We start from the raw sequence: 21,151 nt of genomic DNA on the forward strand, positions 1-21,151 counted from the left end.
GCGATGCTGCGAACAACCCCATGCAGGTCAATGCGTTCAGGTCCGCTGGGAAGCGCCTATTTCGTTATGAGACCAGAACTCGGCTGATCCCCTCCCCATTGATCCCGGCACCGCGACGGGCATCCGGAGATCAGAGTGAAGTATCGCATGAACACTGAAATGTTCTAAAAACAAATAAAATGCGCTCAGGGTCGTTTTTTACTTCGCTATAGAAAACAACCAAAAGAAACCGCGATATTGTGGCCCCTGATCAGGCTTTGGCTCGCCGTTCTCTGTGCGGGTGGCATTCGATTGAGGTCAGTTCGGGGAACGGAAATCTCTTTTCTGTGCTTCAGCGACGATCCATTTTTTGAATGTCGCAACTGCAGAATTCGCTGGTGCGTTTTCGTCGATTGCAACACTGTACCACGTACAACGGCTGACATGGTCGTCAATTCTCTTGAGGGTGCCGTTAGCCAATTCCTTGTGACAAATTATGTCATCCGCCAGTATGATGCCTTCGCCGTCCACTGCCGCATCGATGGCGAGCGCCAGATCGGAATACACCTTGCCTTCGGTCCAAACCTCGCTTGCGCCAGCGTGTTCACTGAACCATTGCTGCCAGATATGGCGCCCGTTATCATGAATAAGTGGAAAGCTGGTGAAGTCATCCCAGTTCTCCGAAAGATTGAGCCGCTCATAGATTTCGGGTGCACACGCGGGGAAACCGTCCAGCGGAAAAAGTTGCGCAGATTCAGCATGTATCCGCTGAATACGCTCTTCAAAATGGATGACCGCATCCACCTGATTTTCGCCGATCGCCGGGGTGCGCCATTCCGAGCGCAAGTTACACTCGATTCTTGGATATTGTTCGGAAAATTCAGAAATTTTCTTCCGCAGCCAACGCGACGCAATCGCAGGTTCAGCGCTGATGGTGATCGATCCGGTTTGCGAGAGCAGAAGTAGCCCCTCGCAAGCATCACTCAGAACCTGGAGTCCATGGGCCACCTGAGATTCAAACTGACGCCCTTCCGCCGTCAGTTCAATGCGGTTGCCGTGCCGTTCGAACAGACTTGTCCCAAACCACTGCTCGAGATTACGTACATGCTGGCTTATTACGCTGTGACTAACATTCAGCTCCGCTGAGGCCTTGGCTATGCTGCTGTGCCGCGCCGCTGCCTCGAAGGCGCGTAGTGCATTTAAGTGTCTTAGAGATCCGTACATTTTTTCAGCGTATGAATATACGACGCTGAGAGCAAGAATTACCTAGTTTTCCAAAACACCGTTGCCCAATAGTTTCTTCGAGTAACGTTTGTGGGCGCAATAGTCTCACCGAAGCGCAATACCGCGTCACCAAACCAATACCGGTTTCAGGCGACACCGCTCGCATGGTGATGTGGGTCAGGCACCAGTAGCGCTACGAGTGCACCAAACTCAATCGCCAATGGTTGGGATAGGGCTTCCAGGCGAAGGTAGGGGAGGACAAAATGAAAACAACGATCCCGGCAGGCGCCAGAAAGCCACATATGTGGGAAGCGCTGATCTCTCTCTTTTCTCTCGTGACGGGTATCTTTATCTCAATCGTGCTTTACGGTCTCGATGCGCATATTCCCATGCTGCTCGGAGTGGTGGTGGCCAGCCTGATAGCGCTTCGCTGCGGATTTTCATGGACCAACATCCAGAACGGCATGGTGCGCGGGATCACTGCTGCCATCCCGGCAACGATTATTCTGATCGTGGTAGGCATTCTGATCGGCGTCTGGATTCTGGGTGGTGTTGTGCCAACGCTCGTCTACTTTGGGCTAAAAACCATATCCCCTGCCGTTTTCCTGCCAACCACCCTGCTGATTTGCGCGCTTACTTCTGTGGCAACCGGAACAAGCTGGGGTACGACCGGGACTGTTGGTGTCGCTTTGATGGGCATCGGTGCCGGATTGGGCTTTCCACTGCCAATTGTCGCAGGTGCAGTGCTATCGGGAGCCTACTTCGGGGATAAGATGTCTCCGCTGTCTGATACCACGAACATGGCCCCGGCCATGGTGGGCACTGACGTATTCACCCATATCAAACACATGTCCTACACGACATCGGTGTCTTTTGGCCTGACGCTGATCATCGAGATTCTGCTCGGCCTGAAATACAGTGCGACCGAAGGGAATTTGGAACGGATCGACGCCATTCTGACAACGCTTGAAACCCAGTTTACACTCAATCCGGTCCTTCTGTTGCCCATTTTCGTGGTCATGTTTGTTTCGTACAAAAAGGTTCCCGCCATCCCCGGCATTACGCTGGGTGCGGTCGCCGGGGTGATCTGCGCGGTCGGGCTACAGGGCGCGAACTATGAGACAATTGTTTCGGTAGCGATGTGGGGATACGAATCCAACACCGGAATCGAAGATGTAGACACGCTGCTGTCACGCGGCGGGCTCAATTCAATGATGTACACCATCGCGCTGATCTTCGCGGGCATGATGTTCGGCGGTGTGATGGAGCGCACCAACCAGCTTAAAGTGGTGGCGGAAAAGATCCTGAGCTATGCCAAATCGACGGGGTCGCTGATCCTGTCCACCGTGTTGACCGGTATCATGGCCAATATTGTGATGGCAGATCAGTACATGGCGATCGTGATGAGCGCGCGCAGCTTTGCACCTGCCTATCGCGAGCGAGGTCTGGCACCGGAAAACCTTAGCCGCGCGGTTGAGGACTCGGCGACGGTGACGGCAAACCTCGTGCCCTGGAATGCGGGCGGTGCCTATCAGTTTGCCACTCTCGGTGTGCCGACGTTACTGTATCTGCCATTCAACTTCTTCTGCTGGCTGTCACCCCTTGTCACCATTCTGTTCGGTTACATGGGATGGACGATTACGCCGCTGAAAAAGGGTGCGCCCGACACGGCAAAGCAGCAGCAGGCTTCGGCCCCTGCCGAATGAATGAAACCGATGCAGGTCCCTGTTGTTCTGGGATCTGCTACCAATCAAGTCCAGAGGCCTTCGAACAATGACAGACAACAGCAACCTCGTTGCGGTATTTGCTGCTTTGTTCGCATCTGCGGTGCTGAGCTTTTCGGACAATTTCGTTGCGGCCGTGTCGCAGGAGGCCGGTCTCTGGCAATTTCAGGTCACCAGAACTCTGATCGCTGTCCCGGTGATTGTTCTGCTGGCCTATCTGTTTGGGGTGCCTCTGCGCGTCAGGAGTATGGCGCGGCTTGCGTTACGAAGTCTTGTCATATCTGTCGGCCTGCTCATGTACTTTGCTTCGCTCGGATTTCTGCCGGTCGCGCAAGCTGGCGCAGGGTTGTTCAGCTCGCCGATCTGGGTGCTAGTCTTTGCGGTTATTTTCCTGGGCAAACGCGTGAATATCTGGCAGGTGACGGCCATGGGCCTGGGCTTTTCGGGCGTGCTGATGTTGCTTCAGCCAGATCTCTCGGATGCTTCTCTTCTCTTACTGCTGCCGTTGGCGTCAGGCGCGCTATATGGCTTGGGGGCTCTTGTCACCAAACACCTTTGCCAGAATGAAAACGCGCCGACACTTGCAGTTGGTGTCTTTTCGGCAATGGGGCTGATCAGCTTGGTCCTGCTCATCTATTTCACTGCCTTTCCGCCGCAATCCGACGATGCGCCCTTCTTCGCCCGCGGCTGGGAAGGGGTGTCTAACAGATTCCTGCTATTGACCTTTTGCCAGTCGCTGGCCGCAGTAGCGGCCGTCGTCGTAATCGCGCAGGCCTATCGGGTCGGAGAGCCCGCCTTTGTCGCGGTCTGCGAATACTCTTTCCTCGTCTTTGCGGCGATCTGGACCTTTCTGCTCTGGGGAGAAACGACCAATGACCTCGCTGTCGGAGGCATCATTGCCATCCTCGTCGCGGGTATCTCGATGTTTTTCCTAAGCCGAAACGTCAAAGCAAACCCGGCAAACACATCACCGAATACCTAGGAGAATAACCATGGAACTCAAGTTTTCCGAACGCGCATATGTCCCGTTCGTCTCGGTCGAGAATATGATCCGGCTTGTACAATCTGTCGGCGCCGAAACATTCATGTCCGAGCTGGCCGATGTTATCGAAGCTGATTTCAAAAGGTGGGAGCTTTTTGACAAGACCCCGCGCGTGGCGTCGCACTCCGACGTCGGCGTGATCGAGCTGATGCCTACCTCAGATGGTGAGCTTTATGGCTTCAAGTATGTCAATGGTCACCCCAAGAACACAAAAGAGGGGCTTCAGACGGTGACCGCGTTTGGTCTGCTGGCAAATGTCGACACCGGCTACCCGATTCTGCTGACTGCCATGACCTTGCTGACCGCACTTCGCACGGCTGCGATGTCGGCGCTTGTCGGGCGTCATCTGGCGCCCAAGGGCGCTACGACGATGGCTATGATCGGCAACGGCGCGCAATCCGAATTTCAGTGTCTGGCATTCCGGGCAATCTGCGGTATCGAAACGGTCCGCCTTTATGACTCCGATCCGGCGGCCACCGAAAAATGTGCGCGCAATCTGGCTGCGGCGGGGATGAATGTTGTGTCATGTAAAACTGCCGAAGAAAGCATGGAAGGCGCAAAGATCATCACGACCTGCACCGCCGACAAGCAATATGCCACGATCCTAACAGGCAACATGATTGGTGATGGGGTGCATATCAACGCGATCGGCGGCGACTGCCCCGGCAAGACCGAGATCGCGCCAGACATTCTGAACCGTTCGGATATTTTTGTCGAATACCCTCCTCAAACCCGGATCGAAGGTGACATCCAGCAGATGGCTGACGATCATCCTGTGACCGAACTATGGCAGGTGATGCGCGGTGAAGCGGCTGGCCGCACCGGTGAGTCCCAGATCACCATGTTCGACAGCGTCGGGTTTGCAGTCGAAGATTTCAGCGCTCTGAAATATGTGCATGAGAAAATCAAGGATACAGATTTCTTTGAAAATCTGGACATGCTGGCAGACCCGGAGGATCCGCGTGATCTGTATGGAATGCTGATCCCGTCCGGGACCTGACCCATGGAGTTGTCTGCGCGCGAGATACTACAGAATCTGATCGCTTATCCGACTGTAAGCGATCAGAGCAATTTCGATTTCATCAGCTTTGTCGAAGAATATCTGTGTTCACATGGTATCGATGCGGTTCGTGTTCCGGCCAACAATCAGCACAAGGCAGCGCTTTATGCGCATGTCGGCCCTACAGTCGAAGGAGGTGTGGTCCTATCAGGTCACTCCGACGTGGTACCGGTCGAAGGGCAGAGCTGGAGCAGCGATCCTTTCTCGCTGACCGAGCGGGACGGCAAACTGTTTGGGCGCGGCACATGTGATATGAAGGGCTTTGTCGCTTTGGCATTGGCGGCGGTTCCAAAGGCTCTGGCAGCACCCCTCAAACGTCCGCTACAAATCGCCATCAGCTATGACGAAGAGGTTGGTCTGACCGGCGCCGCGCCGATGATCGACCATATGTTGAACTACGGTATGCCAAAGGCGGACGCTGTTATTGTCGGCGAGCCTACATCCCTTGATGTCGTCCATGCGCATAACGGCGGGTTTGGCTACGTGGTGCAGTTTCATGGTTATGAGGTGCATTCTTCGATCATGCACAAAGGAGTTAGCGCGGTGATGATGGCCGCGCGGCTGATCGAATGGGCCAATCAGATGAATGAGCGTGGGGCCAGCCGCACGCCCAACGATCTGGCAGCTGCGTTCGACCCGCCATACACCACCATCCATGTGGGCAAGATCGCAGGCGGTACGGCGCTTAACATCACGGCGAAGGACTGCGGCTTCGTTATTGATTTCCGGGTTGTTCCGGGCGACGATTTTGCCGAATGGATTGCCGCGTTCGAAACGGAAGTCGCGCGGTTGGATGAGCAAATGAAGTCTGTCCGCGCCGAAGCCGGCATCACCTGCGTCCGCGATTTCTATGCGCCTGGCCTGATGCCGGAAACCGAGGGCCCAGCAGAAAAGCTGGCACACAGGTTGACCGGCCAGACCGCATCAAGGGTGGTGAGTTTCATGACAGAAGGTGGTCTGTTTCAAGATCGCGGCTATTCAACCGTGGTCTGCGGGCCGGGGGACATAGCGCAGGCACATCAGCCCGACGAATTTATTTCGCTCGATCAGTTTCGGCAGGGCGAAGTCTTTATGGACAAACTGATCGGAACACTGACGGAATAAACCCAGCCTTTGAACGCAACCGAACGGAAATCCGGTATGACAATCAAGCTTCTTGGTTTGCCGCAGGACAACAATTCGAGCTTCTTGCTAGGACCGGCCCTGGCGCCGGATCGTATTCGCGAAGCGTTGCACAGCGACAGCGCCAATATGTTCACGGAAACCGGTCACGACCTGGGGGATGCGTCGCTCTGGTCTGATGCGGGAAATGTTTTGCTGGCCGGACTTGAAGGGCTGGCAGCTTTTGAAGCGATCCATACCAAGGTGGCACAGCTGATTGGAGCCGGTCATCGGGTTCTCAGCCTCGGCGGGGATCACTCTGTCGCCTACCCGGTTATCGCTGCCCATACTGCCGCCTATTCCGGATTGAACATCCTGCATATCGATGCGCATCCGGATCTGTACGACAACATGCTGGACAATCCGTATAGCCATGCCTCGCCATTTGCACGTTTGATGGAAAGCGGTGCGATTGCGAAACTGGTACAAGTTGGAATTCGCACACTAAACGCCCACCAAAGAGAGCAGGCCGAGCGGTTTGGTGCTCAAATCCACGAGATGCGAGATCTAAGTGGCGTGGCCGGGATTGCCTTTGATGGACCGGTCTATCTGAGCTTTGACCTTGATGCGCTTGACCCGGCCTTTGCGCCCGGCGTGTCGCATTTCGAACCCGGCGGGCTGAGCACGCGTGACGTTCTGTCGCTTGTTCAGCGGTTCAGGGGCAATCTGGTCGGCGCTGATGTGGTGGAGTTGAATCCTCACCGTGATCCTTATGGTGTTACGGCCATGGTCGCGGCCAAGGTTACCAAAGAACTGATTGGCAGACTGATCGACACGAAAGGACACTGACATGGCCTGGTTCCTGCTTCTGATTGCCGGAATACACGAGGTTGGCTGGGCCGTTGGGCTGAAGTATTCCGAAGGTTTCACGCGCCTTTGGCCATCGGTATTCACTGCGGGTTCGATGACGCTCAGCATTGTGTTTCTGGGATTGGCACTGCGCAGCCTACCGCTTGGCACTGCCTATGCGGTCTGGACCGGGATCGGCACCATTGGCACGGTGATCTACGGCATCCTGTATTTCAGCGAGCCGACCGAAACGCTACGCCTGATCTGTGTCGCACTGATCGTGGCCGGGATCGTTGGTTTGAAACTAGTGAGTTCCTGAAATGAGAGTTTTTACGACCAGTGCATCTAAATAGGTCGCTGAGCGTAGGATATTTCTTGTCCGGCCAATCCATTGATCATGCGATGCTGTGGTGGTCAAACAGAACAGACCCGTTGGGCACTACTACTGGGAGTTGAATGAATGCTGAGTAATTCCGATCTGATCGAACTGACTGAGTTTCGCCGGCAGTTGCACCGCCGCCCTGAATTGTCGGGGGAAGAAGTTGAAACCGCGAAGTCGATCGTCGGTGCGCTGGAGCCTATGAAACCGTCCAAAATTCTGACTGGTCTGGGCGGTCATGGTGTCGCGGCGGTGTTCGACAGTGCGGTCGACGGTCCCACCGTGCTGTTTCGAGCGGAACTGGATGCGCTGCCGATCCAGGAAATTTCGGACAATCCATGGATCTCGGAAATCCCCGGCAAAGGGCATCTGTGCGGCCATGACGGGCATATGACCTTTCTGTTGGCGCTTGGCCGGATGATTTCCCGCGAACCGGTGGCGAAGGGCAGGGTGGTGCTGATGTTCCAACCCGCTGAGGAAGATGGCAGCGGCGCCCGGGCCGTGGTCGCAGACCCTGCTTATGAAGAGATCCGCGCCGACTGGGCCTTTGCGATCCATATCGAGCCGGGCCGTCCGTTTGGCTATGTGTCGACGCGCGTCGGGTTGATAAACTGCGCCTCGCAGGGTCTTGAGATCAAACTGACCGGCAAGACGGCACACGCGGCCGACCCGGAGGATGGGGTGTCACCGGCCGGAGCCGTCGCAAAGCTAATCCCGGCGCTGGACGACCTCGGTCATGGCGGTAAGCTTGACGATGATTTCCGTCTGGTGACGGTGACCCATGCGCAGCTTGGCGAGCCATCATTTGGTGTGGCACCCGGCGAAGCGGTGATCTATGCCACGCTGCGGACCTCACGCGATAATGCGATGGAGGCGATGGACCGCGACGCGCGCGATCTTGCCAAAGCAGCGGCTGCAGAATACGGGCTTGAAGTGTCCTTTGATGTCTGTGATGCGTTTGCAGCTTCGATCAACGATGCCGAGGCAACCGAGGTCGCGGTTGCGGCCATGGACGCGCTTGACGTCGAGAATGGCGATTTTGGTCTTCCCATGCGCGCTTCCGAAGATTTCGGTGTATTTGGCTGGGACGCCAAGGCTGCGATGCTTTGTATGGGGCCAGGAGAAAACTACGCCGCATTGCACAATCCCGATTATGACTTTCCGGACGATCTCATTCCTGTCGGGGCGAATATCTTTGAACGTATCGCGCGAGATATTCTTGGGAAAGCCTAAGATTTCTCGCGTTTGTTACGTCAATCTGTTTACTCAGCAACTTGAAGTTTGACGCCATCGCCGTGTGGAATAGAAACACTGTTGAGGTGTTTCCCTTCGACGCGGCGACAGCATCATTGGCAGGTAACTCGGCTCCGTGAAAGATATTTGTATCTCCGCTCAATTGGAGTAAGCAGGTCCGAGATGTAGTCTTCTCTTTTATTTGCAATCGAATGGCTTCCCGTGATGCGACGCTCTTGGGTTCAATACTGCACGACCCCAGCAACTATCGACATACCAACGACCACATATATCTCTTTATTCCGCAAAGATATTTTCCAGCAGGTCCTAGTTATTCAGCGACGGGCGGTGCAGTTTGCGGACCGATGAATGAAAAGTCCCAATGTACTCTGGCTGTTCGACTTTCCGAGTGAAGCATCATCGTAGATCTTTTCGACCCAATATTCGCCAGAATACTGTGACGAGATTCTTCGAAAAACATTTCTGGATATTTGCGCGTTCTGAACCTCAGGAATGCTCTCAAACTGCTTCCGAAATCGATGTCCTTAAGGGCGGGCATATCCGATGGCGCCAGATCGTTTGAGAAACCAACCTGACCGTGACGTCGCACGGAAATTAGTTGATTGATCCCACGGTTTGATACTGCGATCCTTTCTCAAGCCTGGAAGGATGCAATATGGGACAAGATCGTCACGGGAGCGCCACGAGAAGTGCTGTTGCGATCGGCGTCTATGGACCGACGCGCGCCGAAGGAGTTCGTGATGTATCGAAAGCATTGGACGAAAATCTACGCCCCGGAATCTGACGGCCCAAATGGTTACCCCCACTCTGCGCGTTAAAGAGATAGCGGTGCTAGCGTAACCTCAAAAAGGTTACGACCCGCGTGTCAATCAACAAGCTGGATACATGTGAGAGACTTCAGAGAATATGTGAAGTAGTTAGTTGCGGACAGTTGCCGGTACATACAATTGGGCCGCAGCTGCCCATACTGGTCAGAGATAGTGCGGTGGTACGAAGGTTGAGCCGAAAACGTACACATAACACTGAAGAAATCTCGAATGTTGCAGTGCATCGATATTTCGAAACAGCTTTATACTTGGACAAAGAAAACGACTCTAGTCAACAGATTCATTCTTCGCCGTTCGTATGCTGATGCCACATATCGGTGACGATTTCCCAGCCATCGTCTTCCGGGCGCAAGACGAACAGGTAGGTGCCCGTGGCATCCATACCGACGGTTTCGATTTTAGCCTCAACGAACCCGATCATGACCGCCAGGGTCTCGTCGTCTGAGACATATAGGTGGTCAATCGTATGAGTAACATCACCTTTATTGGCGGTGACGAATTCGAACAGCTCCCGTGGGCCCTCCAAGCCTTGACGCACAGGCTTGCCCTGTTCGATCCAAAGCGTGTCCTCGGAATAGAGTGAGACCAACCCAGCCGCGTCTTGGTCGGCAGCGAAGATGTTGAACTGATCGTTGACAGCGTTCAGGCTGGTGGTTGCGTCATCCGCAACGGCCATGCCGGTCGACAACAAGACGGCTGCGATAGTGGTCATTATTCGCATAGTGCGTTCCTTTTTTGTGGATAGGTGTCAGGTAATCGGCTCTGGGTCAGGGCGCGCGAAGATCACCTCTCGCGTGACCTGCCAGCGGTTGTCTTCGAAAATCAGATCGATGCTGAGCTCAAGCACTTTGCGGGCATCACCGATTGGCACACGTCGCGTGATCAGGACATGTCCTTGGTCTCCATTGGCTTCAACGGTGTTGAAGCGTGCCCATTTGTGATCATCCGGGTTGGTGTCTTTGATTGAGTTGGCCATCAGCGCCATGAAACCGGGTTTGTCAAAACGTGCCAATTCGCCACTGATGTCCAGCATCAGGATTTGCATGTCATTATGATAAATGCGGTCAAGGCCGCTGGCATCGCCGTGGACCGCGACATTCATCAGGTCCTCAATCGCGGCGCGCACGCCTGTTTCTGTTCTGTCTGTCATAGTCGATCTCCTTCAAGCGTGAGTGCCGTTGACGGGGAAGTCACCTGACAACCCACGCAGGAACCGGATGCCCATCACAAGGCTTGTCAGGCTGGGGCGGGCGAACGGAACATTCGAAATATCGACAATCTGCAGTACGCCCTGATCGTTGATGACGAACAGACCGGGCTCGGCAAACGGCCCTTCGACATCCATCCCATTGCGCGGTCCGGAGATGTACAGACCCAGCGTCTGCATCTGCTCAACGCTCAGACCATAGCCGATATCGAAGGTTGGTGAGACCTCTTGCATCTGTGCGGTGGCGCGCTCTGCGCTGTCGGCCGAGACCGCCAGGACATCGACGCCCAAAGCGTTCAGGTCAGGGAGCGCGCTGTTCAAATCTCGCAAGTAGGTCGTGCAAAGCGGGCAGTGTTTACCGCGATAGACGACGGTCAACATCCAGTCGTACCCGTCCCTGGGAGTGGACAGGCTTCGGGTACGGCCTCCAAGCACAGGTATATTGATCGCCGGAAATGCCTTTCCGACGGCAGGTTTGGGGCTGGTCATGAGGAACCTTTCTGATTATATATCGAATGATACATAACTATCATGATCACGCGAGAGTCAAGGAATTATATATTGACCGATACAAAAAAATTGGGCCGCCCAAGAACCTTCGATTACGACGAAGCCCTTATGCAGGCGATGTCGGTCTTCTGGACCAAGGGATATGACGGTGCGTCGCTGCGTGATCTGACGCAGGCAATGGGGATTACCGGGCCCAGTCTGTATGCGGCCTTCGGTGACAAGCGAGAACTATATCTCAAAACCATCGACCTTTATGCGGACGTGGATGGTTGTGCGCCAGTCGTGGCCTTTGAAGCAGAGGAGGACATCACCAAAGCTATCAAAGGATTTCTGTCCGAAGTGGTCCACTATGCAACGGAGCACGAAAGCGGGGCAAAGGGTTGTTTTCTGGCATCCAGCGTGGTCACGACGGTCGGGCAGGTCGAAGGAGTTGCTGAACGCGTCGAGGCGGCGATTGACGACACCGAGAAACGCCTCGCTGCTCGGTTTGATCGAGAAATCGAAAAAGGCACGTTGCACGAAGATTTTCCCTCCCGTGAACGGGCTGCACTTCTCTACGATCTGAGGCAAGGCTACATGTTCAGAGGGCGCGCTGGTTGGTGTGGCGAGCGTATGCAAAAGGATATCGATTCTCGAGTACAGATGCTGCTCGCTTTTTGACGGCCAAAGCTTAAGCGTTTTTGAGAGATCTCTGTTAACCCCGTACAAAAGGAGCCTTTGAAATACCTTTTTCACTACGTTCGTCTTGTTGAAATCAGATGCAAATAAACGTCTCTTTTGCAGTACCGCGTAGCAAAATTGCTTGGCACAACGAAGTTGGGAATTTGGTAGATTCTGTGGAAAAACAACGTGATGCTGGCGCGGAAAGTGTCTTCCAGTACACGGCGCAGAGGTCTTTCCTATCAGACATTTCACGATTGCTGTGGTGCAGGAAAGATCTTAGCCAGTTTCCGGAGGTTTTGAGCGGTTGCGGCGAGGAAGAATTTATCATTTGCGCGACATGGGCCAACTGATCTGAGGCGTCCTGGCCCGAGGATGCATTTGAGGTGGGTGAAGAGCATCTCGACCTTCTTTCTGAGTGTTATCGAGATGTCGTACTGGAAGGTTTTTGCGATATCACGAGCGACTTGGCGGGTGTCTTCGTTTTCTTCGCGGGTCATGTTGCAGGGATCTGCGCTTGGGCAGCACTTGGTTTCGGATAGGTAGGTTTGGTAGGTCAGCTCAATCAACGACGGCCAGATCACTGTTTGCGGCGTCCCAGATTTCCCCCCTGCGTCGAGTACTGTTTGCTTCAGATTCGGTCAAGTTGGCTCCAGTTGCTATGCGCCGGTCCCTGACCAAGCCTTTTTTGATGCGCACCATAGTCTAGGTCACAAACTTATTTGCAGCGAATGGCTGAACAAGCGCCCTCTCCAAAAAATCTAATCGATCTTGGCCATAGAACATGTCTCCATCCAGTATGAACGTCGGGGACCCCAGAACTCCGCATTCGATAGCGTCTTTTGCATTCTTGGAATGAATATCTTGAACTCCGGCAGACAATGCCGCCTCTAGTAGAGCGTCAGGATCAATGTCGACATTGCGAGCAACCTTCGCCAGCGTTGCGCAATCCGAAATATCCGCATTGTCGCGCCAGTGTGACTGCATAATCGCGAATGCGAGCGTATTGACGTCAACATTAGATTGAGACGCAGCTATCAACATACCATTCGCAAGACCAAGTGGTTTCCAGTGATGGGTTGGGGTATGAGAGAGAATCTCCACCTCCCGAAACTCCGCCCACCGTTCTATTTCCCGACCGAAATAGTAGTTTTTGTGAGTGGAGCTCCGCTCTTCGTATTGTTGCGCACCTGATGCATATACGACCAAATCCAAGTCGATCGGCCGATGCCGTAAGACAGCATTGTGAGCTAAGCAGATTTCTTGCAATCGCCGATACCCAATATAGGCAAAGGCCGAGTGCGCAGAGTAGAAAAATTCAATGTTGCATGTATCGCTCATCAAGGTCACAATCTCTTTCCTCATTTTTCTCAAAAAGCTTAAATATAGTTTGTCAATCCACCTTCGAAAATTGGTATCCCGGAGTAAATATTGTTTGTTTGGTTTGGCGGCTTTAGGCCGATTACGGGGTGTAACCTATGTATCATTTCACACACTGGACAGAAGAATACTGGTTTCACTGTTTACAACACCATCAATCAGCCGCACCTCGCGCAGGGTACGGTCGAAATCAGAAAGTGTAGTTACGGTGACTTCCGCGATTAGGTCCCATTTCCCGCTGGTCGTGTGCATCATCGTCAGCTCAGGTAATCCGCGCAACTTGCGGATTACCTGAGATGTGTTTTTCCCCATTACCTCAATCATCATGATGGCGCGGATCTGGTCCACCTCGTAGTCTTCTCGCACGCGGGCAGTGAAGCCCAAGAGTGCACCGCTTTCCAGCAATCGATCCAGTCGCGTTTGCACCGTACCACGGGATACTCCCATGATCTCAGCTAGTTTAGACACAGAAGCGCGCCCGTCCTTACGTAGCAGGCTGATCAACAACCGGTCGTAATCGTCAAAGATGTGTTTTGCGCGGTTGCTGTGTTTCATCGCCGATTTCTACAGATTGTACAATATTTAGTAGCATAATAACCAAAAATGCAGAAAATTTGTAGCAAGTTTTGGATGGGGTCTGCAATTTGAAGATTGGATAGTGGGGCAGTTCAAACAATAACAGGATTACCCATGTTTGCCCCTGCACCTTCCGAACGCGCCTATGTTCCCTTTGTCAGCGTCGACAACATGATGCAGTTGATCCACCGGATCGGAATTGAACCGATGCTGGCCGGGATCGCCGGATATATCGAAGAGGATTTCCGCCGTTGGGAGTTATTTGACAAAACCCCACGTGTGGCCGCGCATTCGAATGAGGGCGTGATTGAACTGATGCCCACTTCGGACGGCAGCACGTATGGGTTCAAGTATGTCAACGGCCACCCCAAGAACACCAAAGAAGGCCTGCAAACCGTTACTGCTTTTGGCCTTCTGGCGGATGTCAATACTGGCTATCCGGTGCTTTTGACCGAGATGACCGTGCTAACGGCGCTGCGCACCGCGGCGACTTCGGCCGTGGTGGCGAAATATTTAGCACCCAAAGGTGCCCGCACCATGGCGATGATCGGCAATGGTGCGCAATCGGAATTCCAAGCGATGGCAATGAAGGAAATATGTGGCATCGACAACATCCGCCTTTACGATATCGATCCAAAGGCAACTAAAAAGCTCATGCGCAATCTGGAAGGACGCGGTGTGACAATGGTGGCCATTAGCTCCGCCGAAGAGGCCGTGCAGGGGGCAGACATTATCACCACTTGCACTGCCGACAAGCAGAACGCAACAGTGCTGAACGACAACATGGTCGGTTATGGAGTACATATCAACGCCATCGGTGGCGATTGCCCGGGCAAGACGGAACTGGCAGGTGCGATCCTGACACGTGCGGACGTGTTCGTGGAATATCCACCGCAGACCCGGATCGAAGGAGAAATCCAGCAAATGCCTGATGATTTCCCTGTGATTGAGATGTGGAAAGTCATCACCGGTCAGTCTGAGGGGCGCACCAGCGATCGTCAAATCACTCTGTTTGATGGAGTGGGCTTTGCGACCGAGGATTTCTCGGCGCTGCGCTACATTCGCGATCGGCTGGAGGGCACCGGGCTTTATCAGGATCTCGATATGCTGGCCGATCCTGACGACCCGCGCGATCTATTTGGCATGGTCTTGCGGGCGACTCCAATGAAGGCGGGCGTGGAATGATCCGCTCTTCAGTTCAGGCCCCTGGTGCTGTCGTCATGATACGCCCGCACCATTTCACCGTGAACACAGAAACTGCCGCTGACAATGCGTTTCAGGCGGCAGTGAATGCTGGCAATTCGGATAAAGCAGATTATGCCGCCCGCGCTTATGAAGAGCACACGCGTGCAGTCAAAGTGCTGCGGGAAAACGGAGTAAGTGTGCATGTGTTTGAAGGTGAGGATCTCGCCACTCCTGATTGTGTCTTTCCCAACAACTGGTTCTCGACACATGCGGGCGGTCATGTGGCAGTCTATCCGATGAAGGCAAAAAACCGGCGGTTGGAGCGGCGTCAGGATATCCTTGAGATGCTCAAGGTTGAATACCGCGTTCAGGATATCATCGATTATTCGGGGCTGGAGCCGGACGGTCTTTTCCTAGAGGGAACCGGGGCGATGGTCCTCGATCACATTGATCGGGTGGCATATGCAGTGGAAAGCGACAGGACCAATCCAATCGCGTTGGAACGATTCTGCACACACTTCAATTTTGAGCCCATGGTCTTTGCTGCTCAGGATGACAAGGGCACATCAATCTATCACACCAATGTTTTGATGTGCATCGGAACCGGTTTTGCCCTGATCGGGGCCGAAATGATCCCCGATCTCGCGCGCCGGGCTGAGGTCTTGGCCCGGCTGGGGGAAACCGGACGCGATGTAGTTGTGCTCACTAACAATCAGATTGCCGGTTTTGCGGGTAATGCAATCGAGCTGATGGGACGGGACGGATTGATCCTGGCGCTGTCTCAGGCGGCTTATGAAGTGCTGACCCCCGAACAGCGTTTGCGTATCGAATTCTATGCCAAGCTGGTGCCTCTGGCCATTCCAACCATTGAAATGGCAGGCGGCTCGGTGCGGTGCACCATCGCGGGGATACATCTGTCACCTCGAGCCTGATGCGGTGATGAATACGCACTCGATGTTTATGAGGTGAGCGGGCTTAACTCGGTAATGGAGGAGTTATGGGAGCACGGATCGCATCTAGAGGAGTGCAACAGTGACCTGCTGCCAAAGGAGTATTAGTGACAGACTAGGTGTTTACCGCCGGGATCTGGTTGATCGGCTTCAAAAAGGATTCTGTTTAGCTCTATTGTTCATATGTATCTGATAGGTGTGGAATTCATCCGGTGTTGCTAAGTCAGGTGAATGCTTCAGGAAGCTGGCGAGATCCTTGACCGCGCGAATCTTCGCCTTCTTGGTTTTGTTGCCGTGCCATCAATGCATATATCCTTCAATACCCGCTCCCGTAGCGGTGTGGTTCTTTCCACTCTCCTTAGAACTACCTTGATCGAATGAGAAAGCCCAAATCGACAGAAGGGCCAGAAGAATCGCAGATCGTGCGCGCTCACTGGATCATTGGATGCCGAAACCACAAGCGCCTGTGCCGTGGTAGCGACTTCTTCTTTGTTTCGTATTTTACCATTTCGCGCTACACGCAGCGAAGGTCTACATTTGTTATGTTGGCAATGTTCGCTGCGCCAGTTCTTAGAACGGGTTTTAGGATCACGATCAGCTTAGCATGATTACATTAATCGCGACCTTTACCAGTCTTTTACTAGCGAAAGCTCGGAGAGGCAGGATGCAGTCGGTGTATGAACATGTCTATCGAAGATAGGGGATCCCAAGGCGGAAACAGAACTAAATCCAGCCATGTCTTGCTCGGTATCTACTGCAATCGAGTTTCGGTCTTCGCCAGATCAATGAACGCCCGCAGCCGTCGGGGCATGTGCCGCTTGCTTTGATAGTTAATCGAGTAGCGGGGCATAGAAGCCAGATGTTTACCCAGGACTTCGACAAGATCACCTTTGGCAACGTAAGGCGCAGCAATTTCGCCATAGACATAGGCGAGGCCCAGCCCTTGGGCTGCGTAGTTCAGCAGCGAACGCATGTCATTAGCCACCATCCTTGGTTTGGGCTGCATAACATAAGCTCCTTCTGGACCGGTGAATCCCCAAGGAGCAAGCCGATCGCCGCGACCGAACGCGTAACAGATCGTGTCGTGATCCAAGACCTCCCTCGGGTGCTTTGGGGTTCCGCGTTCATCGAGATAGCTGTGCGCCGCGACAATCGTCATATTGAGTTCCGGGCCAACAGGTAGGGCGTGTGTGTCTGCGGCCATCATGGTCTGTGACCTTATCGCTGCATCGATGCCCGAGGTCAGAAGGTCCACCTTTTTATCGTCATATATGACTTCGACCTGAACGGTCGGATAGGTCATGGCGAACCTTGCGAGTAGATCGTCAAGAAAGAAGGGACCTGCGCTATACGGCGCGGAAAGACGTAACGTGCCGCTTACCTGGTCTTTCTCTTCGTCCAGTGCGCTTAGTGCGCCTTCGAGGTCCGTGACGGCCGGGAAGCTACGTGCATAGAGCTGTTCTCCAACGGTGGTCAGGGCAACCGACCGGGTTGATCGCTCAAAGAGTCGTACACCCAGCCTGTCCTCGAAACGCTGAATGGCTTCACTCACTGATGCAGGTGATTGATGCAAATGCTCAGCAGCTGCGCGGAAGCCACCCCGGCGAGCAACTTCTACGAAGACACGGATTTCTCCAAAATTGTTCTGGCTCATTGTTCGAAATTTCGATCAGAGTGTCAGGAAAATAGGTGGTTATCCTTACGATAGCAGCAGATTAAGTTCTTCACAAGCCGGACAACCAGGGAGCTTTCAATGACCGCGATCACCGAGATATTCGTTCTGAAAATGAAAGAGGGCGCTGATGTTGACGCCATCCGCGAGGCGGCCCGCGCAGACTTTGTAGCGCTCGAAGGCGTCACATCCTGGGAAACGCTGGTTACGACCGACCGGTCGCGCGACACCCTTTATGCCGAAATTTTCACCTTCCCCGATCACGAGACGGCAAAGCGCGTGACGCCCCAATTTGCTAAACGCCCTGCCACCAAGGCGTTCCTTGGCCAAATCGAAGAAATGATCGTTGGTCAGTTTTTCACACCCCATCAACCCAAAACATCGGAGTAAGACCATGACTGAACGCGAAGAAATCCAGGGCGCCATCAACGAATGGAACGAAGGCCTCAACAGCGGCGATATCGAGCGGATGGTAGCTTCCTGTCACCCAGACGTCATGACGGTCAATGAACGCCAGCCCGTGACCGTTGGCACTCAGGCGATCCGTGACAAGTACAATCCGCGCATCGCTGCTGCAGAAATCACCTCCGGCTACGACATCGAGGACCTGCAGTTTTACGGCGACACGGCCGTCGTGTCCGGCCGCTTCTACGGCACCATGAAAATGCGCGACACTGGCGAGGTCAAAGAACCCGAAGGCCGCCTGGTTCTTGGCTACAAACGTGACGAATCTGGCGCCTGGAAGATGTTTCTCGACATTGACAATAACGGTCCTGCTTAAGCCTTCCCCTGGTCGTGTCGTCCAGGTGCGACCAGACCTTTCACATTCATCAACAGGAGATGGACAATGACCACTTTGGAAACCGTCACGAGCGAAATCGTCGATCTGCATGATTTTTTCACTGAATGGTTCAACGGGACAGCGGATCGTGATCAGCTTGGCCCTCAGTTCTTGTCGCGCCTGGATGAAAACGTCGTGTTCATCCCACCAGAAGGTCACATCCTGACCGGTGAGATGCTGAAAGTCGGTTTCGACAGAGGCTTTGGGACGAACAAGGATTTCCGTATTCAGATTCGCGATGTGACCGTCCGACAGGAACTCGGGGATCTGGTGATGGCCACCTATACCGAATGGCAGGTGGGTGCCACGCAATCCGAGCACAAGAATGCCCGCGTCACCAGCGTCTTGTTGAAGATGACCAGCCCCGTCACTTGGCTGCACATCCAGGAAACCTGGCTGCCTGACAGCGTGCGCGATGCTGGCTCTTTTGATTTTTGATCACTCACCAAAAGGACCCGCTTAAACATGACCCAACATATTGCAAAACGCCCCCGCGACATCGCTGATTGTGTCAGCGCTTATCTTCAAGATGGTGATCTTGAGGGCATCACATCGCTCTTTCACCCTGACTGCCAAATCTATTTTCCACCTGACCAACCACCACTCACGGGGATAGAAGGCGCGCGGAAGGCCTTTGAAGGCTTCCTGGGCCTGAAGCCAGAGATCAAAAGCGATGTGTTCTGCGAGGTGATCAATGGAGATGTGGCCATGTTGCGCGCCAACTGGAGGGTAATCGGGCCTGATGGGACGATCATGGCTGAAGGACAGTCCATGGAAGTTGCCAAAAAACTGGAAAATGGAGGCTGGGGCTACTTGATCGACTGCCCGAACGGCCCGCCCACAGTTTCCTGATCCACGCAAGCCCAGAGGTTTCCCATGACCAACAAGCATTTCCACTCTGGTGAACTACGCCTGCAAAACCAAGCCGGTATGCGCGCTAAAATCGATGTGATGACGCAGCATCTGATGCGTGACTTCATGCCGGATCAGCATCGTGAGTTTTTTGAGGATCTGGAATACATCTTTCTGGGAACCATTGATCAACAGGGTCTATCGCACGCCTCCATCGTCACCGGGTCAGTTGGGTTTGCTTCCTCTCCGGACCCCAAGACGCTGATTGTCAGAACGGGTCCTCGCCAAGACATTCGCGCATTTGATGCACTCGACATCGGCCAACCTGTCGGTGTCTTGGGGCTCGATCTGGCGAACCGTCGTCGCAATCGGATGCATGGTCGAGTTTTCGCTATGGACGAGATGTCGATCAGCATTACCGTTGTACAGAGCTACGGCAATTGCCCAAAATACATCAACCTCCGGGAAATAGCTCAGCGTATTCAATCATCCGGGCCAATAGAGACAACGCAATATGCAAGTTTGTCGCTCCACGATTATGACCTGATCACAAACGCCGACACGTTTTTTATCGCTTCGTATGTGCGGGATGGGTCAGACGCGCCTTATGAGGGTGTCGATGTGAACCATCGCGGCGGTCAACCCGGGTTTGTTTCGGTGGATGGTTCGTCTCAAATCACGATCCCCGACTACAAGGGCAATGACCTTTACAACACCTTCGGCAATCTCCTTCTGAACCCGCAGGCGGCGCTGCTATTCGTGGATTTCGAGACCGGGGATCAGCTGCATGTTCAAGGGACCGCTAGCCTCATTGAGGACGCAGATGAGGTCTCACGTTTTCCCGGCGCACAAAAGCTTCTGCGTATCGAAATAACCGATGTCATACGAAAAATCGCTAGCACCGCACTTCGTTGGCGGTTCATCGAAGCATCGCCGGTTAGCCCGGAACTCAAGTCACAACCCGAGAAGGACTGATCCCATGACACTCAGGATTCTTGCCTATGGTGCAAATGGTGCACAGATGACGGCCGGCACGCAGGCGCTGGTCGACGCGGGTCACCATGTGCGGGCTTTTACCCGCTCCTCGAATGGCGCAGAGCGCTGGCAAGCCGCAGGCGTTGATGTTGTCACAGGTGATATGAGTGATCTGGGCGCCTTGCGTCGCGCAAGCGAGGGGCAGGATGCTTTATTCCTGCACGTACCGCTCATCACAGACCCGAACGATGATCGCAATCTATACGGTATGAATGCCCTGGAAGCCGCGAGAGAAGCGGGCATTAAGCGGGTTGTTTGGAACACGGGTGGACCGATCATGGACCCATCGTCGGAGACTGATACCGGCGCCGTAGTCCTGCGTGCCTTGCAGGAAGGCGACTTTTCATTCCTTGGGCTGGTGCCGGTCACTTACATGGAGAACCTGCTTGGACCTTGGACCGTAGAGGGCTTGGCGGAGGGCAAGCTGTCATATCCAACGCCCAGCCGTTTCAAGATGCAATGGGGCGCAGCAGCCGATTTTGGTCGCGTCGCGGACAAAGCGTTCCAAGGCGATCTTCCGAATGAAGTTTTGCCTCTAGGAGGACCTGCGGCCCTAGATGGCGACGAACTCGCCGGTATCATGGGGGAGGTGCTGGGGCATAGCCTTGCTTACGATGTCATGACGGCACCAGAGTTCGAGCGTCAGCTTGGCGCACTGGCCGGACCTCATGTCGCGGAAATGATCGCGGGCATGTACGGCGGTGTGCAGGCCAACCCAGATCAATTTCAGCCCGGTTTTCTGGCCGATCCATCGCACATTGAAACGCGTTTCAATCTGAAACTGACATCTTTTGCGGACTGGGTGTCAGATCATCGCAACCACTTCATCCAACAAGGATAATCT

General features: G+C 54.0%; 23 protein-coding genes and 1 pseudogene. 16 read left to right on the forward strand and 8 right to left on the reverse strand.

Going from position 1 to position 21,151, the window contains the following annotated elements:
- Nucleotides 1-297: 297 nt before the first annotated feature.
- Nucleotides 298-1,203 carry a LysR family transcriptional regulator gene (locus Q1B46_RS16340; RefSeq protein ID WP_299949580.1) on the reverse strand — a complete coding sequence of 302 codons (906 nt, stop codon included), beginning with the start codon at nucleotides 1,201-1,203 and terminating at the stop codon, nucleotides 298-300.
- A 263-nt stretch (nucleotides 1,204-1,466) separates the two neighbouring features.
- Here Q1B46_RS16340 and nhaC point away from each other — a divergent pair, with 263 nt between their 5' ends.
- From nhaC to Q1B46_RS16375, 7 genes are all read left to right on the forward strand, one after another.
- Nucleotides 1,467-2,909 carry a Na+/H+ antiporter NhaC gene (gene nhaC / locus Q1B46_RS16345; RefSeq protein WP_299949582.1) on the forward strand — a complete coding sequence of 481 codons (1,443 nt, stop codon included), beginning with the start codon at nucleotides 1,467-1,469 and terminating at the stop codon, nucleotides 2,907-2,909.
- A gap of 67 nt (nucleotides 2,910-2,976) precedes the next feature.
- Complete coding sequence (locus Q1B46_RS16350) at nucleotides 2,977-3,909, forward strand: DMT family transporter (protein WP_299949584.1); 933 nt, start codon at nucleotides 2,977-2,979, stop codon at nucleotides 3,907-3,909.
- Nucleotides 3,910-3,919: 10 nt separating this feature from the next.
- Nucleotides 3,920-4,969 carry an ornithine cyclodeaminase gene (locus Q1B46_RS16355; protein ID WP_299949586.1) on the forward strand — a complete coding sequence of 350 codons (1,050 nt, stop codon included), beginning with the start codon at nucleotides 3,920-3,922 and terminating at the stop codon, nucleotides 4,967-4,969.
- A 3-nt stretch (nucleotides 4,970-4,972) separates the two neighbouring features.
- A complete protein-coding gene (gene argE / locus Q1B46_RS16360; RefSeq protein ID WP_299949588.1) occupies nucleotides 4,973-6,133 on the forward strand; it encodes an acetylornithine deacetylase in 1,161 nt (386 codons plus the stop codon).
- A 36-nt stretch (nucleotides 6,134-6,169) separates the two neighbouring features.
- Nucleotides 6,170-6,979: an agmatinase gene (gene speB / locus Q1B46_RS16365; protein WP_299949589.1), complete on the forward strand. Its 810-nt coding sequence runs from the start codon at nucleotides 6,170-6,172 to the stop codon at nucleotides 6,977-6,979.
- Between the two features lies 1 nt (nucleotide 6,980).
- Entirely contained in the window at nucleotides 6,981-7,298 is a 318-nt protein-coding gene (sugE, locus tag Q1B46_RS16370; protein ID WP_299949591.1) for a quaternary ammonium compound efflux SMR transporter SugE, read from the forward strand.
- 141 nt (nucleotides 7,299-7,439) lie between these two features.
- Entirely contained in the window at nucleotides 7,440-8,591 is a 1,152-nt protein-coding gene (locus Q1B46_RS16375; RefSeq protein ID WP_299949593.1) for an amidohydrolase, read from the forward strand.
- A gap of 1,128 nt (nucleotides 8,592-9,719) precedes the next feature.
- Here Q1B46_RS16375 and Q1B46_RS16380 read toward each other — a convergent pair.
- From Q1B46_RS16380 to Q1B46_RS16390, 3 genes are read right to left on the reverse strand one after another with little or no spacing between them, the layout of a single operon-like run.
- On the reverse strand, nucleotides 9,720-10,160 hold the full coding sequence (locus Q1B46_RS16380; protein ID WP_299949595.1) for a nuclear transport factor 2 family protein: 441 nt from the start codon (nucleotides 10,158-10,160) through the stop codon (nucleotides 9,720-9,722).
- Between the two features lie 27 nt (nucleotides 10,161-10,187).
- A complete protein-coding gene (locus Q1B46_RS16385; protein WP_299949597.1) occupies nucleotides 10,188-10,589 on the reverse strand; it encodes a nuclear transport factor 2 family protein in 402 nt (133 codons plus the stop codon).
- Between the two features lie 12 nt (nucleotides 10,590-10,601).
- Nucleotides 10,602-11,135 (reverse strand): peroxiredoxin-like family protein, encoded by a 534-nt coding sequence (locus Q1B46_RS16390; RefSeq protein WP_299949599.1) that lies wholly within the window; start codon nucleotides 11,133-11,135, stop codon nucleotides 10,602-10,604.
- A gap of 72 nt (nucleotides 11,136-11,207) precedes the next feature.
- On the opposite strand from Q1B46_RS16390, the gene Q1B46_RS16395 reads away from it, so the two are divergent.
- On the forward strand, nucleotides 11,208-11,816 hold the full coding sequence (locus Q1B46_RS16395) for a TetR/AcrR family transcriptional regulator (protein WP_299949601.1): 609 nt from the start codon (nucleotides 11,208-11,210) through the stop codon (nucleotides 11,814-11,816).
- Nucleotides 11,817-12,067: 251 nt separating this feature from the next.
- Here Q1B46_RS16395 and Q1B46_RS16400 read toward each other — a convergent pair.
- The 3 genes and pseudogenes from Q1B46_RS16400 to Q1B46_RS16410 all read right to left on the reverse strand — a co-directional run.
- Nucleotides 12,068-12,382: pseudogene (locus Q1B46_RS16400) on the reverse strand (transposase); the annotation flags it as partial.
- A 139-nt stretch (nucleotides 12,383-12,521) separates the two neighbouring features.
- Complete coding sequence (locus Q1B46_RS16405; protein WP_299949702.1) at nucleotides 12,522-13,157, reverse strand: 2-hydroxychromene-2-carboxylate isomerase; 636 nt, start codon at nucleotides 13,155-13,157, stop codon at nucleotides 12,522-12,524.
- Between the two features lie 147 nt (nucleotides 13,158-13,304).
- A complete protein-coding gene (locus Q1B46_RS16410) occupies nucleotides 13,305-13,751 on the reverse strand; it encodes an Lrp/AsnC family transcriptional regulator (RefSeq protein WP_299949603.1) in 447 nt (148 codons plus the stop codon).
- A gap of 135 nt (nucleotides 13,752-13,886) precedes the next feature.
- On the opposite strand from Q1B46_RS16410, the gene Q1B46_RS16415 reads away from it, so the two are divergent.
- Nucleotides 13,887-14,957 carry an ornithine cyclodeaminase gene (locus Q1B46_RS16415; protein ID WP_299949605.1) on the forward strand — a complete coding sequence of 357 codons (1,071 nt, stop codon included), beginning with the start codon at nucleotides 13,887-13,889 and terminating at the stop codon, nucleotides 14,955-14,957.
- Nucleotides 14,954-15,889 (forward strand): citrulline utilization hydrolase CtlX, encoded by a 936-nt coding sequence (gene ctlX / locus Q1B46_RS16420; protein WP_299949606.1) that lies wholly within the window; start codon nucleotides 14,954-14,956, stop codon nucleotides 15,887-15,889. Before Q1B46_RS16415 ends, ctlX begins: the two co-directional genes overlap by 4 nt.
- 769 nt (nucleotides 15,890-16,658) lie before the next feature.
- On the opposite strand, the gene Q1B46_RS16425 is transcribed toward ctlX, so the two are convergent.
- The gene (locus Q1B46_RS16425; protein WP_299949608.1) at nucleotides 16,659-17,561 is read right to left on the reverse strand and encodes a LysR family transcriptional regulator; all 903 of its coding nucleotides are present in this window, start codon (nucleotides 17,559-17,561) and stop codon (nucleotides 16,659-16,661) included.
- 99 nt (nucleotides 17,562-17,660) lie between these two features.
- On the opposite strand from Q1B46_RS16425, the gene Q1B46_RS16430 reads away from it, so the two are divergent.
- The 6 genes from Q1B46_RS16430 to Q1B46_RS16455 all read left to right on the forward strand — a co-directional run bounded on the left by Q1B46_RS16430 (nucleotide 17,661) and on the right by Q1B46_RS16455 (nucleotide 21,148).
- Complete coding sequence (locus Q1B46_RS16430; RefSeq protein ID WP_299949610.1) at nucleotides 17,661-17,969, forward strand: hypothetical protein; 309 nt, start codon at nucleotides 17,661-17,663, stop codon at nucleotides 17,967-17,969.
- Between the two features lie 4 nt (nucleotides 17,970-17,973).
- Complete coding sequence (locus Q1B46_RS16435) at nucleotides 17,974-18,360, forward strand: DUF4440 domain-containing protein (protein ID WP_299949611.1); 387 nt, start codon at nucleotides 17,974-17,976, stop codon at nucleotides 18,358-18,360.
- A gap of 66 nt (nucleotides 18,361-18,426) precedes the next feature.
- Nucleotides 18,427-18,858: a DUF4440 domain-containing protein gene (locus tag Q1B46_RS16440; RefSeq protein ID WP_299949613.1), complete on the forward strand. Its 432-nt coding sequence runs from the start codon at nucleotides 18,427-18,429 to the stop codon at nucleotides 18,856-18,858.
- Nucleotides 18,859-18,885: 27 nt separating this feature from the next.
- Nucleotides 18,886-19,272: a nuclear transport factor 2 family protein gene (locus Q1B46_RS16445; RefSeq protein ID WP_299949615.1), complete on the forward strand. Its 387-nt coding sequence runs from the start codon at nucleotides 18,886-18,888 to the stop codon at nucleotides 19,270-19,272.
- A gap of 24 nt (nucleotides 19,273-19,296) precedes the next feature.
- The gene (locus Q1B46_RS16450) at nucleotides 19,297-20,247 is read left to right on the forward strand and encodes a pyridoxamine 5'-phosphate oxidase family protein (RefSeq protein ID WP_299949617.1); all 951 of its coding nucleotides are present in this window, start codon (nucleotides 19,297-19,299) and stop codon (nucleotides 20,245-20,247) included.
- A 4-nt stretch (nucleotides 20,248-20,251) separates the two neighbouring features.
- Nucleotides 20,252-21,148, forward strand: coding sequence for an NmrA family NAD(P)-binding protein (locus Q1B46_RS16455; RefSeq protein ID WP_299949619.1), 897 nt, complete (start codon nucleotides 20,252-20,254; stop codon nucleotides 21,146-21,148).
- Nucleotides 21,149-21,151: the final 3 nt, after the last annotated feature.

It is taken from the genome of uncultured Ruegeria sp., from assembly GCF_947500045.1.
Classification (GTDB): domain Bacteria; phylum Pseudomonadota; class Alphaproteobacteria; order Rhodobacterales; family Rhodobacteraceae; genus Ruegeria.